The sequence below is a fragment of the Granulicella tundricola MP5ACTX9 genome, assembly GCF_000178975.2.
Classification (GTDB): domain Bacteria; phylum Acidobacteriota; class Terriglobia; order Terriglobales; family Acidobacteriaceae; genus Edaphobacter; species Edaphobacter tundricola.
Genome location: NC_015064.1, coordinates 975,441 through 992,939 on the forward strand (window position 1 = coordinate 975,441; position 17,499 = coordinate 992,939).

Below are 17,499 nucleotides of genomic sequence, written 5' to 3' on the forward strand. Positions count from 1 at the left end.
TCAAGGGAAAATTATGGCGCAGGCGCAGGAGCACCCGCGGCCGTTGGAACCGCAGCCGGAGAAACTGGAGCCACCCCACCCGCGGCATTCACCTGCATCGCCAGCCGCGGAAAGCTGAAGCTCCCACCCGCATCGTCGATCACGTTCACTTGGCACACATACGTCCCCGGCTTCAACGGAGCCAGCGGCACGTCGAACTGAAACGACACCGCCCCGCGCTCCGGACTGTTGATCGCCGTAGCCTCCACCAGCGGCGTCTCGTAGACCTTCACGCCCCCCAGCAGGAACTCGATGCTCGTCAGTACCCGCACCCCGCCAATCGGCGGCCGCCGCGTCATGCCTGCCGGCACCACTGCCGTCTCAGCCTTCTGGTGCGCCGGATCGTAGACCTCGTAAAGGAAGTACAGGTGTTGATCCTGCCGGAACACATGTGGAATATTCGGAATCCACTCCACCCCATCCCGGATCAACGGATTCACCGCCTTCTTATCCGCATTCGGCACCCGCTGACTCGCCAGCACAATCGAGCTCAGCTTCATCGGCACCTTCTTCAGATCCGGCACATTCAGATCCGTCTCAAAGCTCCCCATCAGCCCCGTCTGGTTCTCCCGAACCACAAACTTCAGGTGGTACCGCCCCGGCGCCAGCGTAAAGCCAGTCGAGTACTGGATGTTCTTCCGCTGCACCTGCTGCGCCGCATCCAGCGCCAGCTTCACCGTATCGCGTATGTTCCCCACCGCGATGCCCTGCGCGTTCTTCACCTGTCCCACCACATCCAGCGTCGCCTTGTCCTTATCGCCGTTCTTCAGGAACGGAATCTGAGACCCCGGCACGATCAGGCTGATCGGCACAAAGAACCGGTTATCCTCCATCCGGAAGTAAAGCGCCTGCAGGTAAACAGAAACATCCGTAGCAGGCAGATCGCTGCGCAACTGCTCCGTCAACTGAACCTCGCGGTCCTCCGTCTTCGAGTGCTGGAAGTCCGCCGGAGCATAATACCCAGGCCTGTATTCCAACTTCACATCGTTCCGGTTCAGCTTCACGGTCAGGTGCCGGAAGCTCCCATCCCGCGCCGGATTAGTTGAGCGAAATCCAAGAATGTAATAAGCCTCCGTGTCATGTTGTACCTGCTGAAACACTGGAGCAAAGTCATTCGAGTCACTAAAGAACTTGCCACCCGTATCCGACGCCAGCGTCCCCAGCGTCTCCTGCGAGGCGAAGTTGCCCTGCAGGTTACTCTGCATCGAAGCGCCGCTATAAGCAGCCGTCCCCCGCAGACTTCCCGTCGATGCATTCCCCACCGGAGGCAGCGCCTCCAACCCACGCGAGTCCACGCTATAGATCGCCATGTTCGCCTTCACGGCCTCATTCGTAGCAGCCCGCATGCTCGCCTGATTCTCAATGCCTTGCCGCGTCAGCCCACCGGAAAAATACAACATGCTCTTACGCGAATCCACCCGCTCCAAACTCTTCGCAATCTGCTGAATCGCATACAACTCTTTGTCGGTATTTAGCGCCGCATACTCACTGTCATCCGCGGCAAAGGTCGATCCATCATCCGCCGTCGCATCGGTCGAGCCCGTCGTCCCGCCCGCCGCAAACCCCGCGGACTGCGTCCCGTTGTACTTGCCCAGCCCCTTCAGAAGAGCAGCCTTATCCGCCGTGAAGTCCTGATCCATCGTCAGTCCAGTATCCAGACTCACCAGCGCCACCAGGTCCGCCGGCTGCATCTTCTTGTTCACAAAATCCTGCGCGCTCTGTACCGCCCGATCGATATCCTCCGGCTGCATGCTGCTGATGTCGAAGAAGAAAACCATCAGCCGATGGTCCCGCAAATCCTTCGGATCGGCCGCCAGATCCCGGTTTAGCAGATCCGCAATCTTCGCCTTCCCGCTCACGGTGCTCTTCTCAGCCAGCACCGCCGCCTGATCCACATTCTGGTAGTCGAAGCTTGCCATCTTCTGCGGCTTGCCATTCTCCAGAATCGTAAAGTCGGACCCCTTCAGATCCTTCACCACCGCACCGGTCTTCTTGTCGCGCGCAATCACATTCGTCAGCACGATGTTGGAATCCACCCGCAGCGTAAACGTCTGCGGCTGCTGCGCATCCTGGGCAGCAGCCATCGCCGGCCCCAGAGCCATCACCGCCGCCAACCCCAAACCGACACCCTTACGCCATAACGCCATCGTGAACCTCACACTGCCTCATCACTGCATCAACACTACCCAACCACTGCCTCATCACTGTCTCTAGAACCTGTACCGAGCCAGAAACGTAACCGTCCGTGCCGAAGCCGTGCTCGTCACCTGCCCAAACGAAGCCGAAGTCACACTCGTATCGATCCCGCTATACCGCACCGTATTGAATGCGTTCATCCCCGTGAACCGGCCCTCAATCGATCGCGTCCCCCCAAGCTGCACCGTTCTGCTCAAAGTCAGGTCCGCTGCAATCGTCCCGGGCCCTTCAATCGAGTTTCGCGAAGCCGTCCCATACCCGCTCGCAGGAGCCACAAACGCCGCCGGATTGAACCACTGGTTGATGTTCTTGGCGCCCGCATTGATCGGCTGTGAGAACACCCGGTCCGGACGAAACGTAGCCGTACCACCCGCCGCCAGCTCGGCCGCGCTGTTCGTGAACTGCGGTGTAAAGTAGGACCCCGTCGCAAACGTAAAGTCCCCGCTGACGGAGAATCCATCCATGATCTTCGAAGCCACACCACCCTTCGATAGGAAAGCCCGGTTCGGCCCGAACGGCAACTCGATCACATAGTTTCCCGTCAGCTTGTGCCGCACATCAAAGCTGGAGTTGCTCTCCTCCAAGTCCAGCCGTCGGCTGTTCTGCACCGTCGAAGCCCCATTCACGCCCACGCCGCCAATCGAGCTCGCATTATCGATCGCGTGCCCATACTGATAAAGCAGTTGCAGTGAGATGCCCTTCTCCAGCCTCTTCCGCGCACTCACCACAAGTTGCTGCAACCGCGACGAAGCCGCCGAATCCTCAAACGTAAACGCCTGCGCGTTCCCGGTCGTCACCGTAGTCGCGTTAGCATTCGGCGCAGTCACCACGTCCAGGTCGCCGCCCTTGCTCCCGTTGTACCCAACATTCACCACCACGCCATGCGGCAGAGACTTTTGGATATCCACGTTGTAGACCTGCACATGCCCCAACCGATAGTCCTTGTTCACCGCATACGTATTCGTAATCGCCTTGCTCGAGCAGCCAAACCCGTTCGCCAGCGTCATATTCGCAATCGTGCATCCTGAAGCGTTTGCAGTCGTCGCCAACACATTGTTCTGCGTCACCGCAAACGGCGGCTGGAACGCCAGCGACTGCGCAAACGTAGCGAACTGCCCCGTATTGAAGTTGATCCCATACCCCGCCCGGATCACCGTCTCCTTCAGGAACGAAGGTCGCCACGCCACACCGAACCGCGGCGAGAACATATTACGGTCCGGGTTCACCAGCGACCGCGGATACTTACCGCCAAACGTCCCCGTCCCACCCGGCTGCACTGCATCCACGCTCGTAAAGTCCGCATTGTGATCCAAATTGGAGAGCCGGTTGTACTTCTCCACATAAGGCGAGAAGTACTCAAACCGCAGCCCATAGTTCAGCGTCAGTCCGCGTGCAAGCCTGAAGTCATCCTGCGCATACGCATCCCCGATGTTCGCCCGCAGATACGTCTTGAACAGCCCTGCCTGGATCGTCGTCTGCTGCGGCTGTCCCAGCAGTAAATCCGCCAGTGCAGAACCGGACCCAGGCTGAGATGTCGACGTGTTCCCCTTGTCGCTCGCGCTCTCCGTCACAAACCCCGAGAAGGTAAACGCTCCCAGCGGATTGTTACCACCCAACTGATCCGCATGAACCCGCCGCAGATCCACCCCAAACCGATAGTTGTGCTTCTTATGCCCATAGCTCACAAAGTCGCTGAATGAGATGGTCTGGTTGATACGGCTCACCGGCACCGTCTCGCTGATGCTGCTGAACGTCGTCAGCCCAATCCGCGGCACGCCGTTATAAAACCCCTGCTGCGCCAGTTGCGCGCTCTGGCTCGGCACCGCGATCCCCGCCGCAGCCGTAGGATTCAACGACTGCCCCGTAAAGTAGTTCCTCGTCTCCGTGTTCGACCGGTTCCAGTTCAGCGTCGCGTTATTCGTCACACGCCCATACCCAACCGTGTACCCTGCAGAAAGCCCATACCCATTCGTCTGCGTCTTCCCGCCCAGGATCGGCACGAAGTTCCTCGCATCCGTTGCCGCGCGCGAGAAGCTGAAGTTCGCATTGAAGTTCTGCCGCAGCGTCTTCGGCGCATTCGCCTGTGACCTGCGCCCACCGCCGCCTCCACCGCCGAACGGTCCAAACCCGCCCGCCCCAAAGTTCCTCACAAACCGCAGTGACCCATTCGTCGAGTTGGTCCCGGAGGTCGTCACCTCCTGGTAGTTCTGCGTCGTCGCCCCATTGATATTCGGCAGCGGATAGTAGTTCAGCAGCGCCCGAGCCTGCGGCGTGATCTGCGCGTTCGGGATAATGCTCCCCACATACTGCGTCCCCGTCACCGGGTTATAGATCGGCAGCGCCCTCGGCGCACCGGACAGATTCGCATCCGTATTAACCAGAGCCCCATTCACCAGCGCCTGTCCACGCTCATCCAGCGTAGGCACCGTAGCCGTGTAGTTCTGCGGCGAGATGTTCCGCACCCCGGTCACATTCAAAAAAACAAACTGCTTCGAACTCGCCTTCACCAGCCCCGGTATCCCCGGAGACCCCGTCAGGCTCACTCCAAACCGGTTCTGCTGCGAGCTCAAAAACGGCTGCGGCTGCTGCGGCAATCCGCCGTTCTCCAGCGCCAGCAGGCTCGGCACGGAAGACTGCTGCGCCTGCAAAGCCGGAAAGCCGCCCTGATAGAAGATCGCCCCATGCGGAGTCGTCGGATTGAACCCTCTGAACCCGCCACCCCCACCGCCTCGTCCACCACCACCGCCCCCTCGTCCACCACGTCCTCCGCCACCACCCGGCCCAGCCCCACCCATCAGCCCGCCCAGCATCCCCACCACCGCATCCAACTGATCACTCGCTCCACCACCCTGCGCCCGAGCCCTAGCCTGCATATCCTCAATCCGCTGCCGCAGATCATCCTCATTGATCCCCGCCAACCCATTCGTCTGCCCTACCTGCCCACTCACCGCAACCGAGTCCCCTCCGCCCGCGTCCCCCAGCCCACTCAACGAGGGCAGGGAAGCCCCCACCACCCCGCCGCCCGCCGTAGCATCCGTCTGTTCCCCCAGGTCCCCACCCCCCAGCACACTCAAAGATTGCGTCCCACGCCCAATCGCACTCGCCAACGCCCTGGTCGTCGCGGTCGTCGCCGCAGCCTCCTGCGCCGCCGCCCGTGAAGCCAGCTCCATCCCGAACTCCGCCACCTGATCCGTAGCCTCCGCCGTGATCCTGACCTCCTTCGTCAGCGAAGCGAACGCCGCCAACTCCACCTTCACCACATACCGCCCCGTGCGCGGAATCGTCATGGCATACGCGCCGTTGACATCGGTCGTCGTCGCATACTTCTTGCCCGTCAGCGTATTGGTCGCCGTTACCGCGACGCCCGGCAGCGGCACCGTCCCCGCCTTCACAAAGCCCTTGATCGTCCCGCCCGCGGTTGCCGCCGCCGGAGCCTGCACTGCCGAAGTAACAGCAGGAGCATCCTGCCCACCAGCCACCCGCACTCCAGCCAGCAAAGCCACCATCAACCCACGCTTCATCCCCATTACTTCGTCTCCGGAGCAGGCTTGGCAGCACCGCCAGCAGCAGCAGCCCCATCCTCACCCTGCCTCCGACCCCCACGCCGAGCACCCGGCTCACCCACACGCAGCTCCGTCGGCACAAACACCCCACCCTTCAGCGCCCCCGGCCCCCCAACCATATCCCCCACCTTCACATCCCCCAGCGTGATGCTCTCGCCATCGCCCCCTGGCGCAGCACCCGCGCCACCCGCAGCACCTTGCCCCCGCCGCCCACCGCCACTACCCGCACCCAACCCACCGTCCCCCATCATCATCTGCATCCCGCGCCCACCGCGCTTGAACGACGTGTCCTCATCCACCTGGATCACCTGCGTCACCCCATCCGCGCGCAGAATCGTCAGCTTCACCTCGTCGATCGCCGTCACCTTACCCGCGATGTAGCTCTTGCCCATCGCTTCCTTGGCCTTCTTGATCTGCTCCGCGTCCACCACCGTCACAAACATCGCATGCACGGTCTTGTTCGGACGATCCACCTCACCCATCGCCCCTACACCATCGCCCACATGCACGTCCGCGTACTTTATCGGATCGCGCCCCTTACGCACCTGCGTATTCGGTGTCACCGCCACCTGGAACACCTCACCCCTCTCCGTCTTCACCGTCAGGTGATCCGGCGCAACCGCCGTAATCGTCCCCCGAACCATCCGCCCCGCGCCCATCGCCACCGCGGGCTGCTGATCCGTTCCCACCTGCCCCAAAGCCAAAGCCGGCACCAGAACCACCGTCCAGAAACACCTGCGAATCAACGTCCCAGCCTTCACGGAACACCATCCTGCTCTTGAAATGACTTGCTTGGGGAAACTAATCATACAGACGAGCTTCGCGACAGAAAGACTCGCCCCTCAATCTTCTAATTGAATACAATTATGGATACGATTGCATGGGATAAACTTTGCCCATGCCGCCGGTACCATCCCATCATCATCACGAACATCACTTCCAATCCACAGAAACCGTCCGCGACATCGTCATCGGCCTCTCCGACGGTCTCACCGTCCCCTTCGCCCTCGCCGCAGGCCTCTCCGGCGCTCTATCCAACGCCCACCTCGTCGTCCTCGCCGGCCTCGCAGAGATCGCCGCCGGCTCCATCGCCATGGGCCTCGGCGGATACCTCGCCGCCCGTGGCGACGCCGAGCACTACGCCTCGGAACTCCGTCGCGAACAAGACGAAGTCGTCACCCGCCCCGAAGATGAAGCAGAAGAGATCTACGAGATATTCGCCCGCTACGGCGTCTCCCGCCCCGCCGCCACCCCGGTCCTTGAAGCCCTCCAGCAGAACCCAACCGCCTACGTCGACTTCATGATGCGCTTCGAACTCGGCCTGGAAGAACCCGCCGCCAATCGAGCCCATCTCTCCGCCGCCACCATCGCCGCCAGCTACATCGCCGGGGGCATCATCCCCCTGCTCCCATACATGCTCCTTAGCGATAACGCCGCAGCCCTCCGCCTCTCAGTAGTCATTACCTTGCTGGCCCTCGCCATCTTCGGAGCCATCAAGGGGCGCCTCTTAGGCACCGGCACCCTCCGCAGCGCACTCCAGACCACCCTCATCGGAGGCGCCGCCGCCGCAGCAGCCTACGCCCTCGCCCGTCTCCTCAACCACGCCTGAGCCATCACACCACCTCAGGTTTTTTGTGAATCAAGGACACCGCAATCGTCAGCGCCAGAATCCCCACAATCACCCCCAGCGAGACCAGCGGCCCAACCTCATACCACTCCGCCGCCAGCATCTTCACCGCCGCAAACGCCAGCACCGCAGCCAGCCCATAATGCAGGTACCGGAGCTGCTTCAGCGCCTTAGCCAGCAGGAAGAACAAGCTCCGCAGACCCATCACCGCCAGGATGTTGGACGTATACGCAATGAACGGATGCCGCGTTATCGAAAGCACCGCTGGAATTGAATCCAGCGCAAACACCACATCAGAGAACTCAATCGCAATCAATGCCAGGAACAGCATCGTCATCATGCGGCGACCGTTCTCCCGCACAAAAAAGCTCTTCTGCGTCATCGACACAGGATGCAGCCGCGAAACCCACCCAATCCAAGCCGGCGGCTTGTCCGCGTCCTCTTCCTTCTCCGGCATCACCAGCCGCACAGACGCCACCAGCAGCAGCACCGCAAACACGTAGCTGATCCAGTGAAAGCGCGTCAGCAGCCCAATCCCCGCCGCAATGAACGCCCCCCGCATCACGATCGCGCCCAGCACTCCCCAGAACAGCACCCGTGGCTGATGCGTCGCCTCAATCCGAAACACCTTGAACAGCAGCAGAAACACAAACAGGTTGTCGATCGAGAGCGATTCCTCCAGCGCATACCCCGCCAGGAACTGCGTCGCGTTCGCTCCATCCATCGTCTTCCAGACAAACGCCGCAAACACAAACGCAGCCGCAACCCACATCACCGTCGCCACAACAGCGTTCCGATGCTGCCGCCGCAGCTTCTCCGTCTCCCCCAGCCGCGCCATCCCAACGCGCGAGAAAAGAAGCTCGCCCGCAAGCAGAACCACCAGCGCAAGATGGAAGCCGATCCAATGACTCAACGGAGTTGCCATGTGCCTTTGATGGTAACTGTTTGCCCTGAGACCCGGTGCCGGATACGATTGCGTGTGTTCAAGCTGCACACTTCAGGAGGATAGGATGTTCAAAGCACTTTGTGCGGCATTGGTAATGGCCGGATTGACCGGCGTAGCAGCAGCTCAGGCCCCCGCCGGAGCACCAGCAGGCGCAACCGGTATCTGCAAGGATGGAACCTACTCCACCGCACCCGCAAAGAGCGGCGCCTGCGCCGGCCATAAGGGCGTGCAGACCTGGTACGTCGCCAGTGCAATGCCCGCACCCAAGCCCGGCGCCACCTCCCCCAGCCTCCCCGCACCCACACCGGTCAAGACAGCACCGGCAGCCATGCCAGCCCCCACCCCAGCCGCCGCGGCGCAGTCTGCGCCCAAGCCCGGCCCTGCAGCCGCAGCAGCAGCCAAGCCCCAGGCCGCCGGAGGCGGACACGGACTCGTCTGGCTCAACACCGGCAGCAACGTCTACCACTGCTATGGCACGGAGTACTACGGCAAGACCAAGGCCGGAGCGTACATGTCGGAGGCTGAAGCCAAAGGCAAGGGAGCCCACGGAGTCAAGGGAGCCACCTGCGAAGGGAAGTAGCCAAGGTATAAAGGGCCGGGGCCGCCAGGCCTCGGCAACCCGCCTTACCGCTGATCGATCAGGTGAACCATCTCCAGGAACAAATCAGCCGAGATCTGCAACGAAGCCGCACTGATCTTGTCGATCGAATCCTGCGCCGTATGGTGATACGCATAGTCGCCCGTCTTCTCATCCAGCGGACCATACTCATAGTCGATCACGTCCAGCACCGGCACCCCCCGCTTGGCAAACGGCACAGTATCGTCCTGGATCGGCGTATTGCTCTTATAGATCGACTTCTCATGCCCCGTATTCTTGGCCGCCACCTTGAACAGGTCCAGCAGCGCAGGCGTGGAAGCATCGTCATGATCGATATTCAGATCCTTGTCGCCGATCATGTCCGCATTCAAAAACGCCTTCAGATGCCCCAGCGTCCCATCCTGAGACCACTTCGCCGCCAGGTGCCTTGACCCATACAACGAGTCCGAAGGCCCCCACGTCTTCACCGCCTCTTCGCCATCGAAGAACACCAGCCACACGCTGTATCCCTCCGGCGGATGCGCCCGGAAGTACTCGCCAAACTCCATCAGCAGCGCGGACGTGCAAGCTCCATCATTCGCCCCCACAAAGTTGATGTCCTTCAGCGGATAGTTCGTCTCATAGTGCGACCCCAGCACGATCACGCCATCCTTCTTGCCCGGATACTTGACGATGATGTTGTGCATCGTCTGCATCCCCGCCGGGGTCGTCGCCGTAAACGTATCCACCTCCATCCGGTGGTCCGCATTCTCCTTGTTGAAGTGCCCTTCAATGAACTTCTCCGCCGCCGCATGACCCGGAGACCCATTGAACCGCTTCGGCGCAGCCGCCAGGTACTCCTTCGTCAGGGCATAGGTCGCCGCGCCTGAAACCTTCGCCTTAGCCGGCGCACCCCAGGCCGAACCCGCCCCAAACACCATCGCCATCAGCAAAACAGCATACTTCTTCATGAGGCCTTCAGCTCCTTGGCTTTCCTGCGATTCGGATTGACGAACACGGCAATCACCACGCCCAGCCCATAAAGCACCAGCATCGGCGACGCAAAGATGCACATGCTGATCGGGTCCGGCAGCGGACAGATGATCGCCGTAATCAGAAAGATGATCAACACGGCGTAGCGAATATGCTTCAGCAGAAACTTCGCATCCACAATCCCGAACAGTGAAAGAAAGAAGATCAAAATCGGTAGCTCAAACGTAATCCCCAGCCCCAGAATGATCGCCAGGAAGAACCCCGTATAGTCCTCGATCGTGATGATCGGCTGAAATCCCTTGCCGAACCCATTGATCAGCGTGCTCAGCGCCCCCGGCAGAATGTACCGGTACCCAAACCACGCTCCCGCCAGAAACAGCCCCACCGTCGATCCCATGAACGGCCACACATACCGCTTCTCATTCGCATACATCCCCGGCGAGATAAACAGCCAGAGCTGATACAGAATGAAAGGGCTCGCAATGATCGCCCCACCCACCAGAGCCGTCTTGATATACAGATTCAGCGGATCGGTCGGATGCGTAAACGCCAGCTTCATCCCCAGGTCGTTCAGCGGCTTCTGGATATACCCGAACAGCCTCACATGGAAGATATAAGCCACGCCAAACCCGCACAGCAGCGCGATCACCGCCCGAATCAGCCGCTTCCGCAGCTCGTCCAGGTGCTCCATCAGCGTCATCCCCGGCAGGTCAGCCCGGTCCGCCACATTCGCTCGTACGTTATCGATCAGGTCAGCCATTGCTCGCAGCCTCTTGATGCTCTTCCTGTTGCTCGTGCCGAGCTTCAACCTCAGGGTCCGCCGTATGCGGAATCGAGTCGAACGCCCCGCTCACAGAACCACCACCGCTCCGAGCCACAGGCAACCCCGTATCCGGAGGCATCAAATCCAGATCCCCGGAAGAAGCGATCGGCAGCGGAGTCGGCGTCTCCACAGCCACCGCCTCGGGAACATCCCCAGCCAGATGAATCCGGTTCTCCCCCACATCCACAAGCGAATCCATAGAAGAAACATCATTGTGCGGATGCTCAGGCTCCGGCATATCCGCGTGCAGCAGCGGAGCCACCGGCGCGGCAGCCTCCATCGCTGCAATCTTCTTCTGCTGTTCGGCCTGCTCGGAGATCCGCAGTTCGTCTTCCATCTGCATGCGGAAGTCCGCCGATGCACGGCGAAACTCCCCCATCAGCTTGCCGACCTGCCGCGCAATGCCGGCAAGCCCCTTGGGACCGAAGAGCAGGAGACCGAGAAGGATAATGAATGCGCTGTCTTGAAAGCTGGGCATAGCTGTTCGGATGATAAATGCTCAAAGCAACACCCGGCAGCCGCGCCGAAGGAATATCCCATCCGTCCCCCCCACCGGCCCGAATCGTTTTCCCCAAAAAGGTGTCTAATAGAACCAAGGCGAGTCCTATCGCCGATATGCAGGTTGCAACATCCCCGTGGGTTGGGTCCTGGCCTATCGATGGCCAGGTACAGCGAATCCACTGCAGCCCCAGTTTTTGACTGGATAGACGTCAGTGCTTTCAACATCCCCGTCCCCCGGCCCGGCCAAGCGCCTCCGTGAGACTGAAGGCGAGTAAAACGTGAGTGTTGTCCTAATTGAAGAATCCCCAGCCGAGGCCATACGCCAGGCCTGCCCCCTGGACCACTACCTCTCCCAGCCCGACCACACCATGGACGCCCGTATCGCAGCCGCCCGTGCCAAACTCGGCAAACAAGCCCTCATCCTCGGCCACCACTATCAGCGAGACGAAGTCATCCGCTTCGCAGACTTCACCGGCGATAGCTACAAGCTCAGCAAGGTAGCCGCTGAAACCGACGCCAAATACATCCTCTTCTGCGGCGTCCACTTCATGGCAGAGAGCGCAGACGTCCTCGCCCAGCCCTGGCAGACCGTCATCCTCCCGGACCTCAACGCCGGCTGCTCCATGGCCGACATGGCAGAGATCGGCCAGGTAGAAAACTGCTGGGACTCTTTGGAGCGTCTAGGCGTAGGCGAAGGCCTCATCCCCCTCACCTACATGAACTCCGCCGCCGACATCAAAGCCTTCTGCGGAGAGCGCAACGGCCTCGTCTGCACCTCGTCCAACGCTCCCGGAGCCTTTGACTGGGCGTTCGCCCGTGGCCAGCGCATCCTCTTCCTCCCTGACCAGCACCTCGGCCGCAACACCGCCTTCGCCATGGGCATCCCCATGGACCAGATGGTCGTCTGGGACCCCTACATGATCAACGGCGGAGTAGACCCCGCCCGCCTCAAGGCCGCCAAAGTCATCCTCTGGAAGGGCCACTGCAGCGTCCACCAGCGCTTCCTCCCCCAGCACGTAGACCGCATCCGCGCCGAAGAGCCCGGCATGAAGGTCATCGTCCACCCGGAGTGCCGATGGGAGGTCTGCCAGAAGGCCGACGCCCTCGGCTCGACAGAAAAAATCATCGAGTACATCGAGAAATCCCCCGAAGGCTCCAGCTTCGCCGTAGGCACGGAGATCCACCTCGTCAACCGCCTCGCAGCCCGCTTCGCCCCCCTCGGCAAGCGCGTCATCACCCTGGACGATTCCGGCTGCCTCTGCACCACCATGTACCGCATCTCCCCCGCCCACCTCGCCTGGACCCTTGAGAACCTCGTCGAAGGCAACGTCGTCAACCGCATCAAGGTCTCGGACGATACCAAGCACTGGGCAAAGGTAGCCCTCGACCGTATGCTCGAAGTCAGAACCGAAACCGCAGCCTCCGCACCCATGAAGGCATAAGCACCGGAGGAATCGTAGTTTGAGCAAGATCTTCACCCTGGGCGAAGCCCAGACTCTCATCCCCGTGCTCGGCTCGCTCGTCAGCCGCGCACGGGATGCCGCCGTACGCGCCAACGAGATCGAATCCGAGATGCAGGACCTCAGCCAGCGCATCTTCCTCTCCGGCGGCCTCCACGTAGACGTCACCGCCGCCGCCCGCCGCCGCGCGGAGCGAGACAAATCCGTCCAGTCCGCCAAATCCACCATCGATGAGATCGAAGAAATCGGAGCCGCCGTCACAGACCTCAGCGAGGGTTCCCTGGAACTCCCATCCGAGCTCCAAAGCCGCCCCATCCTCCTCTGCTGGTCCCTCGGCGAGCCGGAGATCGCCCACTGGCGCGAACCCGAAGACGAAGCCGACGTCCGCCGCGATGTAGACGACCGCTTCGGACGCGAACGCCCCAACTAAACCTCTAGTACCCTCAAACCTGTGTGCTTCTCAGCAACAGCGAACTTCGTAGGCAGCGGCGTCCTCGGCACGCTCGGCGTAGCCACCCTCCCCAAGGTCAAGCACCGCCGCGAACTCCTCTTCGCCGCCCTTCCAACCCTCTTCGCCGTCCATCAGTTCATTGAGGGCTTCGTCTGGCTCGGCCTCGACGGCTACCTTTCAACCGCCGTCGTCCACAACATGGGCGCAGCCTTCGTCCTCTACGCCCAGGGCCTGCTGCCATTCCTCATGCCCCTCAGCATCCAGCTTTTTGAGCCCACCATCCCCCGTCGCCGAGCCATGCTCCCCTTCACCATCCTCGGCGGCCTCACCACCCTCTACATGCTCTGGGCCCTCATGGCTTACCCCCTGCAGGTTTACGTCGAACGCAACAGCATCGTCTACGTCAACCAGGGCACCAACTACACCACCCTTGCCGTCCTGTACATCATCGCCACCTCCGGCTCCCTCTTCTTCTCAAAGCTCAAGCCCATGATCTGGTTCGGCGTTGCCAACCTCATCGCCCTCCTCTTCACCATGGCGGTCAAGCGTTACGCCTTCACCTCCGTCTGGTGCGCCTACGCCGCCGTAGCCAGCATCATCATCCTCGCCTACTTCTGGAAGACCTCCAAACAGCGCCCCTACCACTACGCCCAGCCTGCTTAGGCCTCCGGCTACTTCATCACCACGACCTCCAGATACTCACCCGGCAGCGCCATCGTCCCATCCTCAGCCCGGTTCAGGCCTCCTGCCAGCTCCAGCAGATCCGCCCGCAAACCGGCCTGCCCGCCCGCATCCAGCGCCGCAAACGTCTTGTTCATCGGCCCGTAGTACGTCTTGAACGTCTCCAGCCAGTCCTCCGTGGAAAGCGCCCGGAACGTGTACACCCTCTTCACAATCTCCAGCTTCGCCGCCCCTGCGAAAAGCTCCTTCAGCCCATCCTCGGTCCCCCAGACAAACGGCGGCTTCAGCCCCGGTGCCGGCGGAATATACTTACCGATCGTCTTGAAGATCTGCCCCACAAACCCCGCAGGCGTCCAGTTCACCAGCCCGATCTTCCCTCCCGCCTTGCACACCCGCATCAACTCATTCGCCGCCCGCTGCTGGTTCGGCGCAAACATCACCCCCACAGTCGAGATCACCGCATCGAACTCCCCATTCCCAAACGGCAGGTTCTCCGCATCCGCCTCCAGAAACTCGATCCTGAACCCCTCCGCCGCCGCCCTCATCTTCCCCCGTTCCAGCAGCGCCGGCACATAATCCGTACTCACCACCCTGCACCCCCGCCTCGCCGCCGCCAGAGACGAATTCCCATGCCCCGCCGCCACATCGAGCACCCGCCAACCGCTCCTTACATCCATCGCCTCGCACACCAGCTCGCTCGCCAGCAGCAGCGCACTCCCAATCACCGCAAAATCCCCCGTAGCCCACGCCGCCTGCTGCTTCACCTTGATCGCATCGAAATCCATTCCGCCATCCGCCATCGCCATTCCCCTTTTCAAAATCTCATTCGCCAATCACCGCTAACGATACAGACCCATTCGTTCGTCGGGGTAAAATTCCTCCATTCAGCATTGGAACCGTCCACCACCAGTCCGCATCCAATCTGACACTGCAGCACAGACAGAGAAGAAACAGAGAAGATGAGGACCAGAACCATGCCTACGCAAACCGCAACTCAGTCCGGTTGTCGTCTCACCACCGATCTTCTCGCCCGTTTCCGAACCGTCCGCGCCGCCACCCTCGCCTTCACCGCACCCCTCACGCCGGAAGACCTCATGGTCCAGTCCTGCCCGGAGGCCAGCCCCGTCAAGTGGCACCTCGCCCACACCTCCTGGTTCTTCGAGACCTTCGTTCTCGCCGACTACCTCCCCGGCTACACCCCCTACCACCCCGACTTCCACTGGCTCTTCAACTCCTACTACACCTCCCTCGGCGACATGCCGGCCAAGAAGCTCCGCGCCAGCTTCTCCCGGCCCCCGCTCGACCAGATCCTCGCCTATCGCGCCCACGTAGACGCCGCCATAGCCACCCTCCTCAGCGGCGAAGCCGAAGCCGAAGACGAAGTCCTCCGCCGCATCTCCCTCGGCCTCGAGCACGAGCAGCAGCACCTCGAACTGATCGCCACCGACATCAAGCACGCCCTTTTCACCAACCCTCTCCACCCCGCCTACCTAGAAGCGTCCGCTAAGCCCTGGTCCCTGATCCCTAATCTCTGCACCTTCACCACCTTCGAAGGTGGCCTCACCGAAATCGGCCTGACCCTCGACCCATCCGACCCCAACGCCTTCGCCTTTGACAACGAGACCCCCCGCCACAAGGTCTATCTCCAGCCCTTCGCCCTGGCCAACCGCCTCGTCACCGTAGCCGACTATCTAGCCTTCATCGACGACAACGGCTACACCCGCCCCGAGCTCTGGCTCTCTGAAGGCTGGTCCACCATGCGCGCCGAAGGCTGGCAAGCCCCGCTCTACTGGCGTCGCGATTCCGCCACCACCTCCGGCTGGTCCGTCTACACCCTCCACGGCTTCCAGCCGCTGGAGTCTCTCCTCGCAACCCCCGTCTGCCACCTCAGCTTCTTTGAAGCCGACGCCTTCGCCCGCTGGTCCGGCATGCGTCTCCCCACAGAGTTTGAGTGGGAGCACGCCGCCCTAACCGCCACCACAGCCCCCCGCAACATGCTCGAGTCCGATACCCTCCACCCCACCCCCGCACCCGCCTCCGAAGGTCTCCAGCAGCTCTTCGGAGACGTCTGGGAGTGGACCTCCTCCGGCTACACCGGCTATCCCGGCTACCGCCCCCTCCCGGGCGCGCTCGGCGAGTACAACGGCAAGTTCATGTCCTCCCAGGTCATCCTCCGCGGCGGTTCCTGTGTAACCCCCGCCACCCACATCCGTCCTACCTACCGCAACTTCTTCACCCCAGCCACCCGCTGGCAGTTCTCCGGCCTTCGCCTCGCAAAGGACATTATGTAAGCGATAGGCCGTAATTCTAAGCGAACTCAGAACCTCCGTCTTGGCCGTTGCAGTTGCCGTTGCCATAACTCGAAACTCATAACTCGCAACTGATCAATGTACGCAGTTGCTCTTGCTGTTGCTGTTCGGATTAGAGGGGGGCTTTAGCCCCCCGTCACTGCCACAGATTTAACCGGGCTTTAGCCCCGGGCCGTAGCTCTTACGAACCACCAACCACCAACCACTGTCTCCCGGAGCCCAGGTGCCCACCCAAGAACTCATCGCCTCAAACCCCGTCTCCGAAGCCGCCCGTGAAGGCCTCCTCGCCGCCCGCAAAACCCTCCCACCCTGGCTCTTCTACGACGAGCGCGGCTCCCGCCTCTTCGAGCAGATCACCCTCCTCCCCGAGTACTACCTCACCCGCACCGAGCGCGCCATCCTCGCCACCCATGCGCCAGAAATCGTCTCCAGCCTGGGAGCCCCCATCACCCTCGCCGAGCTAGGAGCAGGCACCGCCACCAAAACCGGCCTCCTCCTCGCCGCCGCCGCCCGCATCCAGCCCACCGTCCTCTACCAGCCCATCGACGTCAGCCCTTCCGCCCTCGACGAAGCCGTCCACAACCTCCAACGCGACATCCCAGGCGTCAACGTCCGCCCCCAGGTCGCCAACTACATCACCGAGCCTATCCGCATCACCAGGCCAACGAAGCACACCCGCATCCTGGCCCTCTACATCGGCTCCAGCATCGGCAACTTCTCCCCGGCCGAAGCACGCGGCATCCTCCTCAACCTCCGCGCCCAGCTCGCCCCCGGCGATGCTCTCCTCCTCGGCACCGACCTGGCCCCCGGCCCCAACAAGTCTGAGGCCGCCCTCATCGCCGCCTACGACGACGCCCAGGGCGTCACCGCCGCCTTCAACCGCAACATCCTCACCCACCTCAACAGGGAACTGGGCACCAACTTCATCCCCGGCTGTTTCCATCACCGAGCCCTCTGGAACCCCACCGAATCCCGCATGGAGATGCACCTGGAATCCAAGCGCCCCCAATCCGTCACCATCCCCGCCGACCCCTCAGGCCCCGCCCAAACCATCCACTTCGAGCGCGGCGAAACCATCCACACAGAAAACTCCCACAAGTTCACCCCAGCCACCATAGCCTCCCTCCTCGCCACCGCCAACTTCACCCCCACCCACACCTACCACGACCCCAACCACCTCTTCGCCGTAACTCTCGCCACCGCCATCTAGCCGTCTTTGCCTTCGCTTTTTTGTTTGTCATTCCCGAAGGGAATCCGCTGTTGCCGTTGCACTTGTCGTTGTTTGTTTTACGCCGTCATTCCGAGCGAAGCGAAGAACCCCTGTATTGGTCTT

15 protein-coding genes are annotated in these 17,499 nt (G+C 61.7%); 7 read left to right on the top strand and 8 right to left on the bottom strand.

The genetic code is table 11. The annotated features are described in order from the left end of the window. Positions 1-11 precede the first annotated feature (11 nt). From ACIX9_RS04075 to ACIX9_RS04085, 3 genes are all read right to left on the bottom strand, one after another. On the bottom strand, positions 12-2,186 hold the full coding sequence (locus ACIX9_RS04075; protein ID WP_013579209.1) for a VWA domain-containing protein: 2,175 nt from the start codon (positions 2,184-2,186) through the stop codon (positions 12-14). Positions 2,187-2,249: 63 nt separating this feature from the next. Further along, positions 2,250-5,762 (bottom strand): TonB-dependent receptor, encoded by a 3,513-nt coding sequence (locus ACIX9_RS04080; protein WP_013579210.1) that lies wholly within the window; start codon positions 5,760-5,762, stop codon positions 2,250-2,252. After that, entirely contained in the window at positions 5,762-6,559 is a 798-nt protein-coding gene (locus ACIX9_RS04085) for a DUF5666 domain-containing protein (protein ID WP_013579211.1), read from the bottom strand. Before ACIX9_RS04085 ends, ACIX9_RS04080 begins: the two co-directional genes overlap by 1 nt. A gap of 137 nt (positions 6,560-6,696) precedes the next feature. On the opposite strand from ACIX9_RS04085, the gene ACIX9_RS04090 reads away from it, so the two are divergent. Then, entirely contained in the window at positions 6,697-7,407 is a 711-nt protein-coding gene (locus tag ACIX9_RS04090) for a VIT1/CCC1 transporter family protein (protein ID WP_013579212.1), read from the top strand. A gap of 4 nt (positions 7,408-7,411) precedes the next feature. Here the strand turns inward: ACIX9_RS04090 and ACIX9_RS04095 are convergent, their stop codons facing one another. Continuing rightward, positions 7,412-8,350: a TerC/Alx family metal homeostasis membrane protein gene (locus ACIX9_RS04095; RefSeq protein WP_013579213.1), complete on the bottom strand. Its 939-nt coding sequence runs from the start codon at positions 8,348-8,350 to the stop codon at positions 7,412-7,414. Positions 8,351-8,435: 85 nt separating this feature from the next. Between ACIX9_RS04095 and ACIX9_RS04100 the strand changes: the two genes are divergently transcribed. Continuing rightward, positions 8,436-8,951 (top strand): DUF3761 domain-containing protein, encoded by a 516-nt coding sequence (locus ACIX9_RS04100; protein ID WP_013579214.1) that lies wholly within the window; start codon positions 8,436-8,438, stop codon positions 8,949-8,951. Between the two features lie 44 nt (positions 8,952-8,995). Here the strand turns inward: ACIX9_RS04100 and ACIX9_RS04105 are convergent, their stop codons facing one another. The 3 genes from ACIX9_RS04105 to ACIX9_RS23500 are packed head-to-tail and all read right to left on the bottom strand — an operon-like array spanning position 8,996 to position 11,242. Further along, entirely contained in the window at positions 8,996-9,919 is a 924-nt protein-coding gene (locus ACIX9_RS04105; RefSeq protein WP_013579215.1) for a M28 family peptidase, read from the bottom strand. Then, positions 9,916-10,701 carry a twin-arginine translocase subunit TatC gene (tatC, locus tag ACIX9_RS04110; RefSeq protein WP_013579216.1) on the bottom strand — a complete coding sequence of 262 codons (786 nt, stop codon included), beginning with the start codon at positions 10,699-10,701 and terminating at the stop codon, positions 9,916-9,918. The genes ACIX9_RS04105 and tatC overlap by 4 nt, the downstream gene beginning before the upstream one ends. After that, the gene (locus tag ACIX9_RS23500; RefSeq protein WP_013579217.1) at positions 10,694-11,242 is read right to left on the bottom strand and encodes a twin-arginine translocase TatA/TatE family subunit; all 549 of its coding nucleotides are present in this window, start codon (positions 11,240-11,242) and stop codon (positions 10,694-10,696) included. The genes tatC and ACIX9_RS23500 overlap by 8 nt, the downstream gene beginning before the upstream one ends. Before the next feature lie 301 nt (positions 11,243-11,543). On the opposite strand from ACIX9_RS23500, the gene nadA reads away from it, so the two are divergent. From nadA to ACIX9_RS04130, 3 genes are read left to right on the top strand one after another with little or no spacing between them, the layout of a single operon-like run. Then, a complete protein-coding gene (gene nadA / locus ACIX9_RS04120) occupies positions 11,544-12,707 on the top strand; it encodes a quinolinate synthase NadA (protein WP_013579218.1) in 1,164 nt (387 codons plus the stop codon). 19 nt (positions 12,708-12,726) lie between these two features. Further along, the gene (locus ACIX9_RS04125) at positions 12,727-13,155 is read left to right on the top strand and encodes a DUF2203 domain-containing protein (protein WP_013579219.1); all 429 of its coding nucleotides are present in this window, start codon (positions 12,727-12,729) and stop codon (positions 13,153-13,155) included. Between the two features lie 21 nt (positions 13,156-13,176). Beyond that, a complete protein-coding gene (locus tag ACIX9_RS04130; protein ID WP_013579220.1) occupies positions 13,177-13,839 on the top strand; it encodes a DUF6629 family protein in 663 nt (220 codons plus the stop codon). Positions 13,840-13,847: 8 nt separating this feature from the next. Here the strand turns inward: ACIX9_RS04130 and ACIX9_RS04135 are convergent, their stop codons facing one another. Continuing rightward, on the bottom strand, positions 13,848-14,663 hold the full coding sequence (locus ACIX9_RS04135; RefSeq protein WP_041596935.1) for a class I SAM-dependent methyltransferase: 816 nt from the start codon (positions 14,661-14,663) through the stop codon (positions 13,848-13,850). Positions 14,664-14,831: 168 nt separating this feature from the next. On the opposite strand from ACIX9_RS04135, the gene egtB reads away from it, so the two are divergent. Next, the gene (egtB, locus tag ACIX9_RS04140) at positions 14,832-16,148 is read left to right on the top strand and encodes an ergothioneine biosynthesis protein EgtB (protein ID WP_013579222.1); all 1,317 of its coding nucleotides are present in this window, start codon (positions 14,832-14,834) and stop codon (positions 16,146-16,148) included. Positions 16,149-16,389: 241 nt separating this feature from the next. Continuing rightward, positions 16,390-17,376, top strand: coding sequence for an L-histidine N(alpha)-methyltransferase (gene egtD / locus ACIX9_RS04145; protein WP_013579223.1), 987 nt, complete (start codon positions 16,390-16,392; stop codon positions 17,374-17,376). Positions 17,377-17,499: the final 123 nt, after the last annotated feature.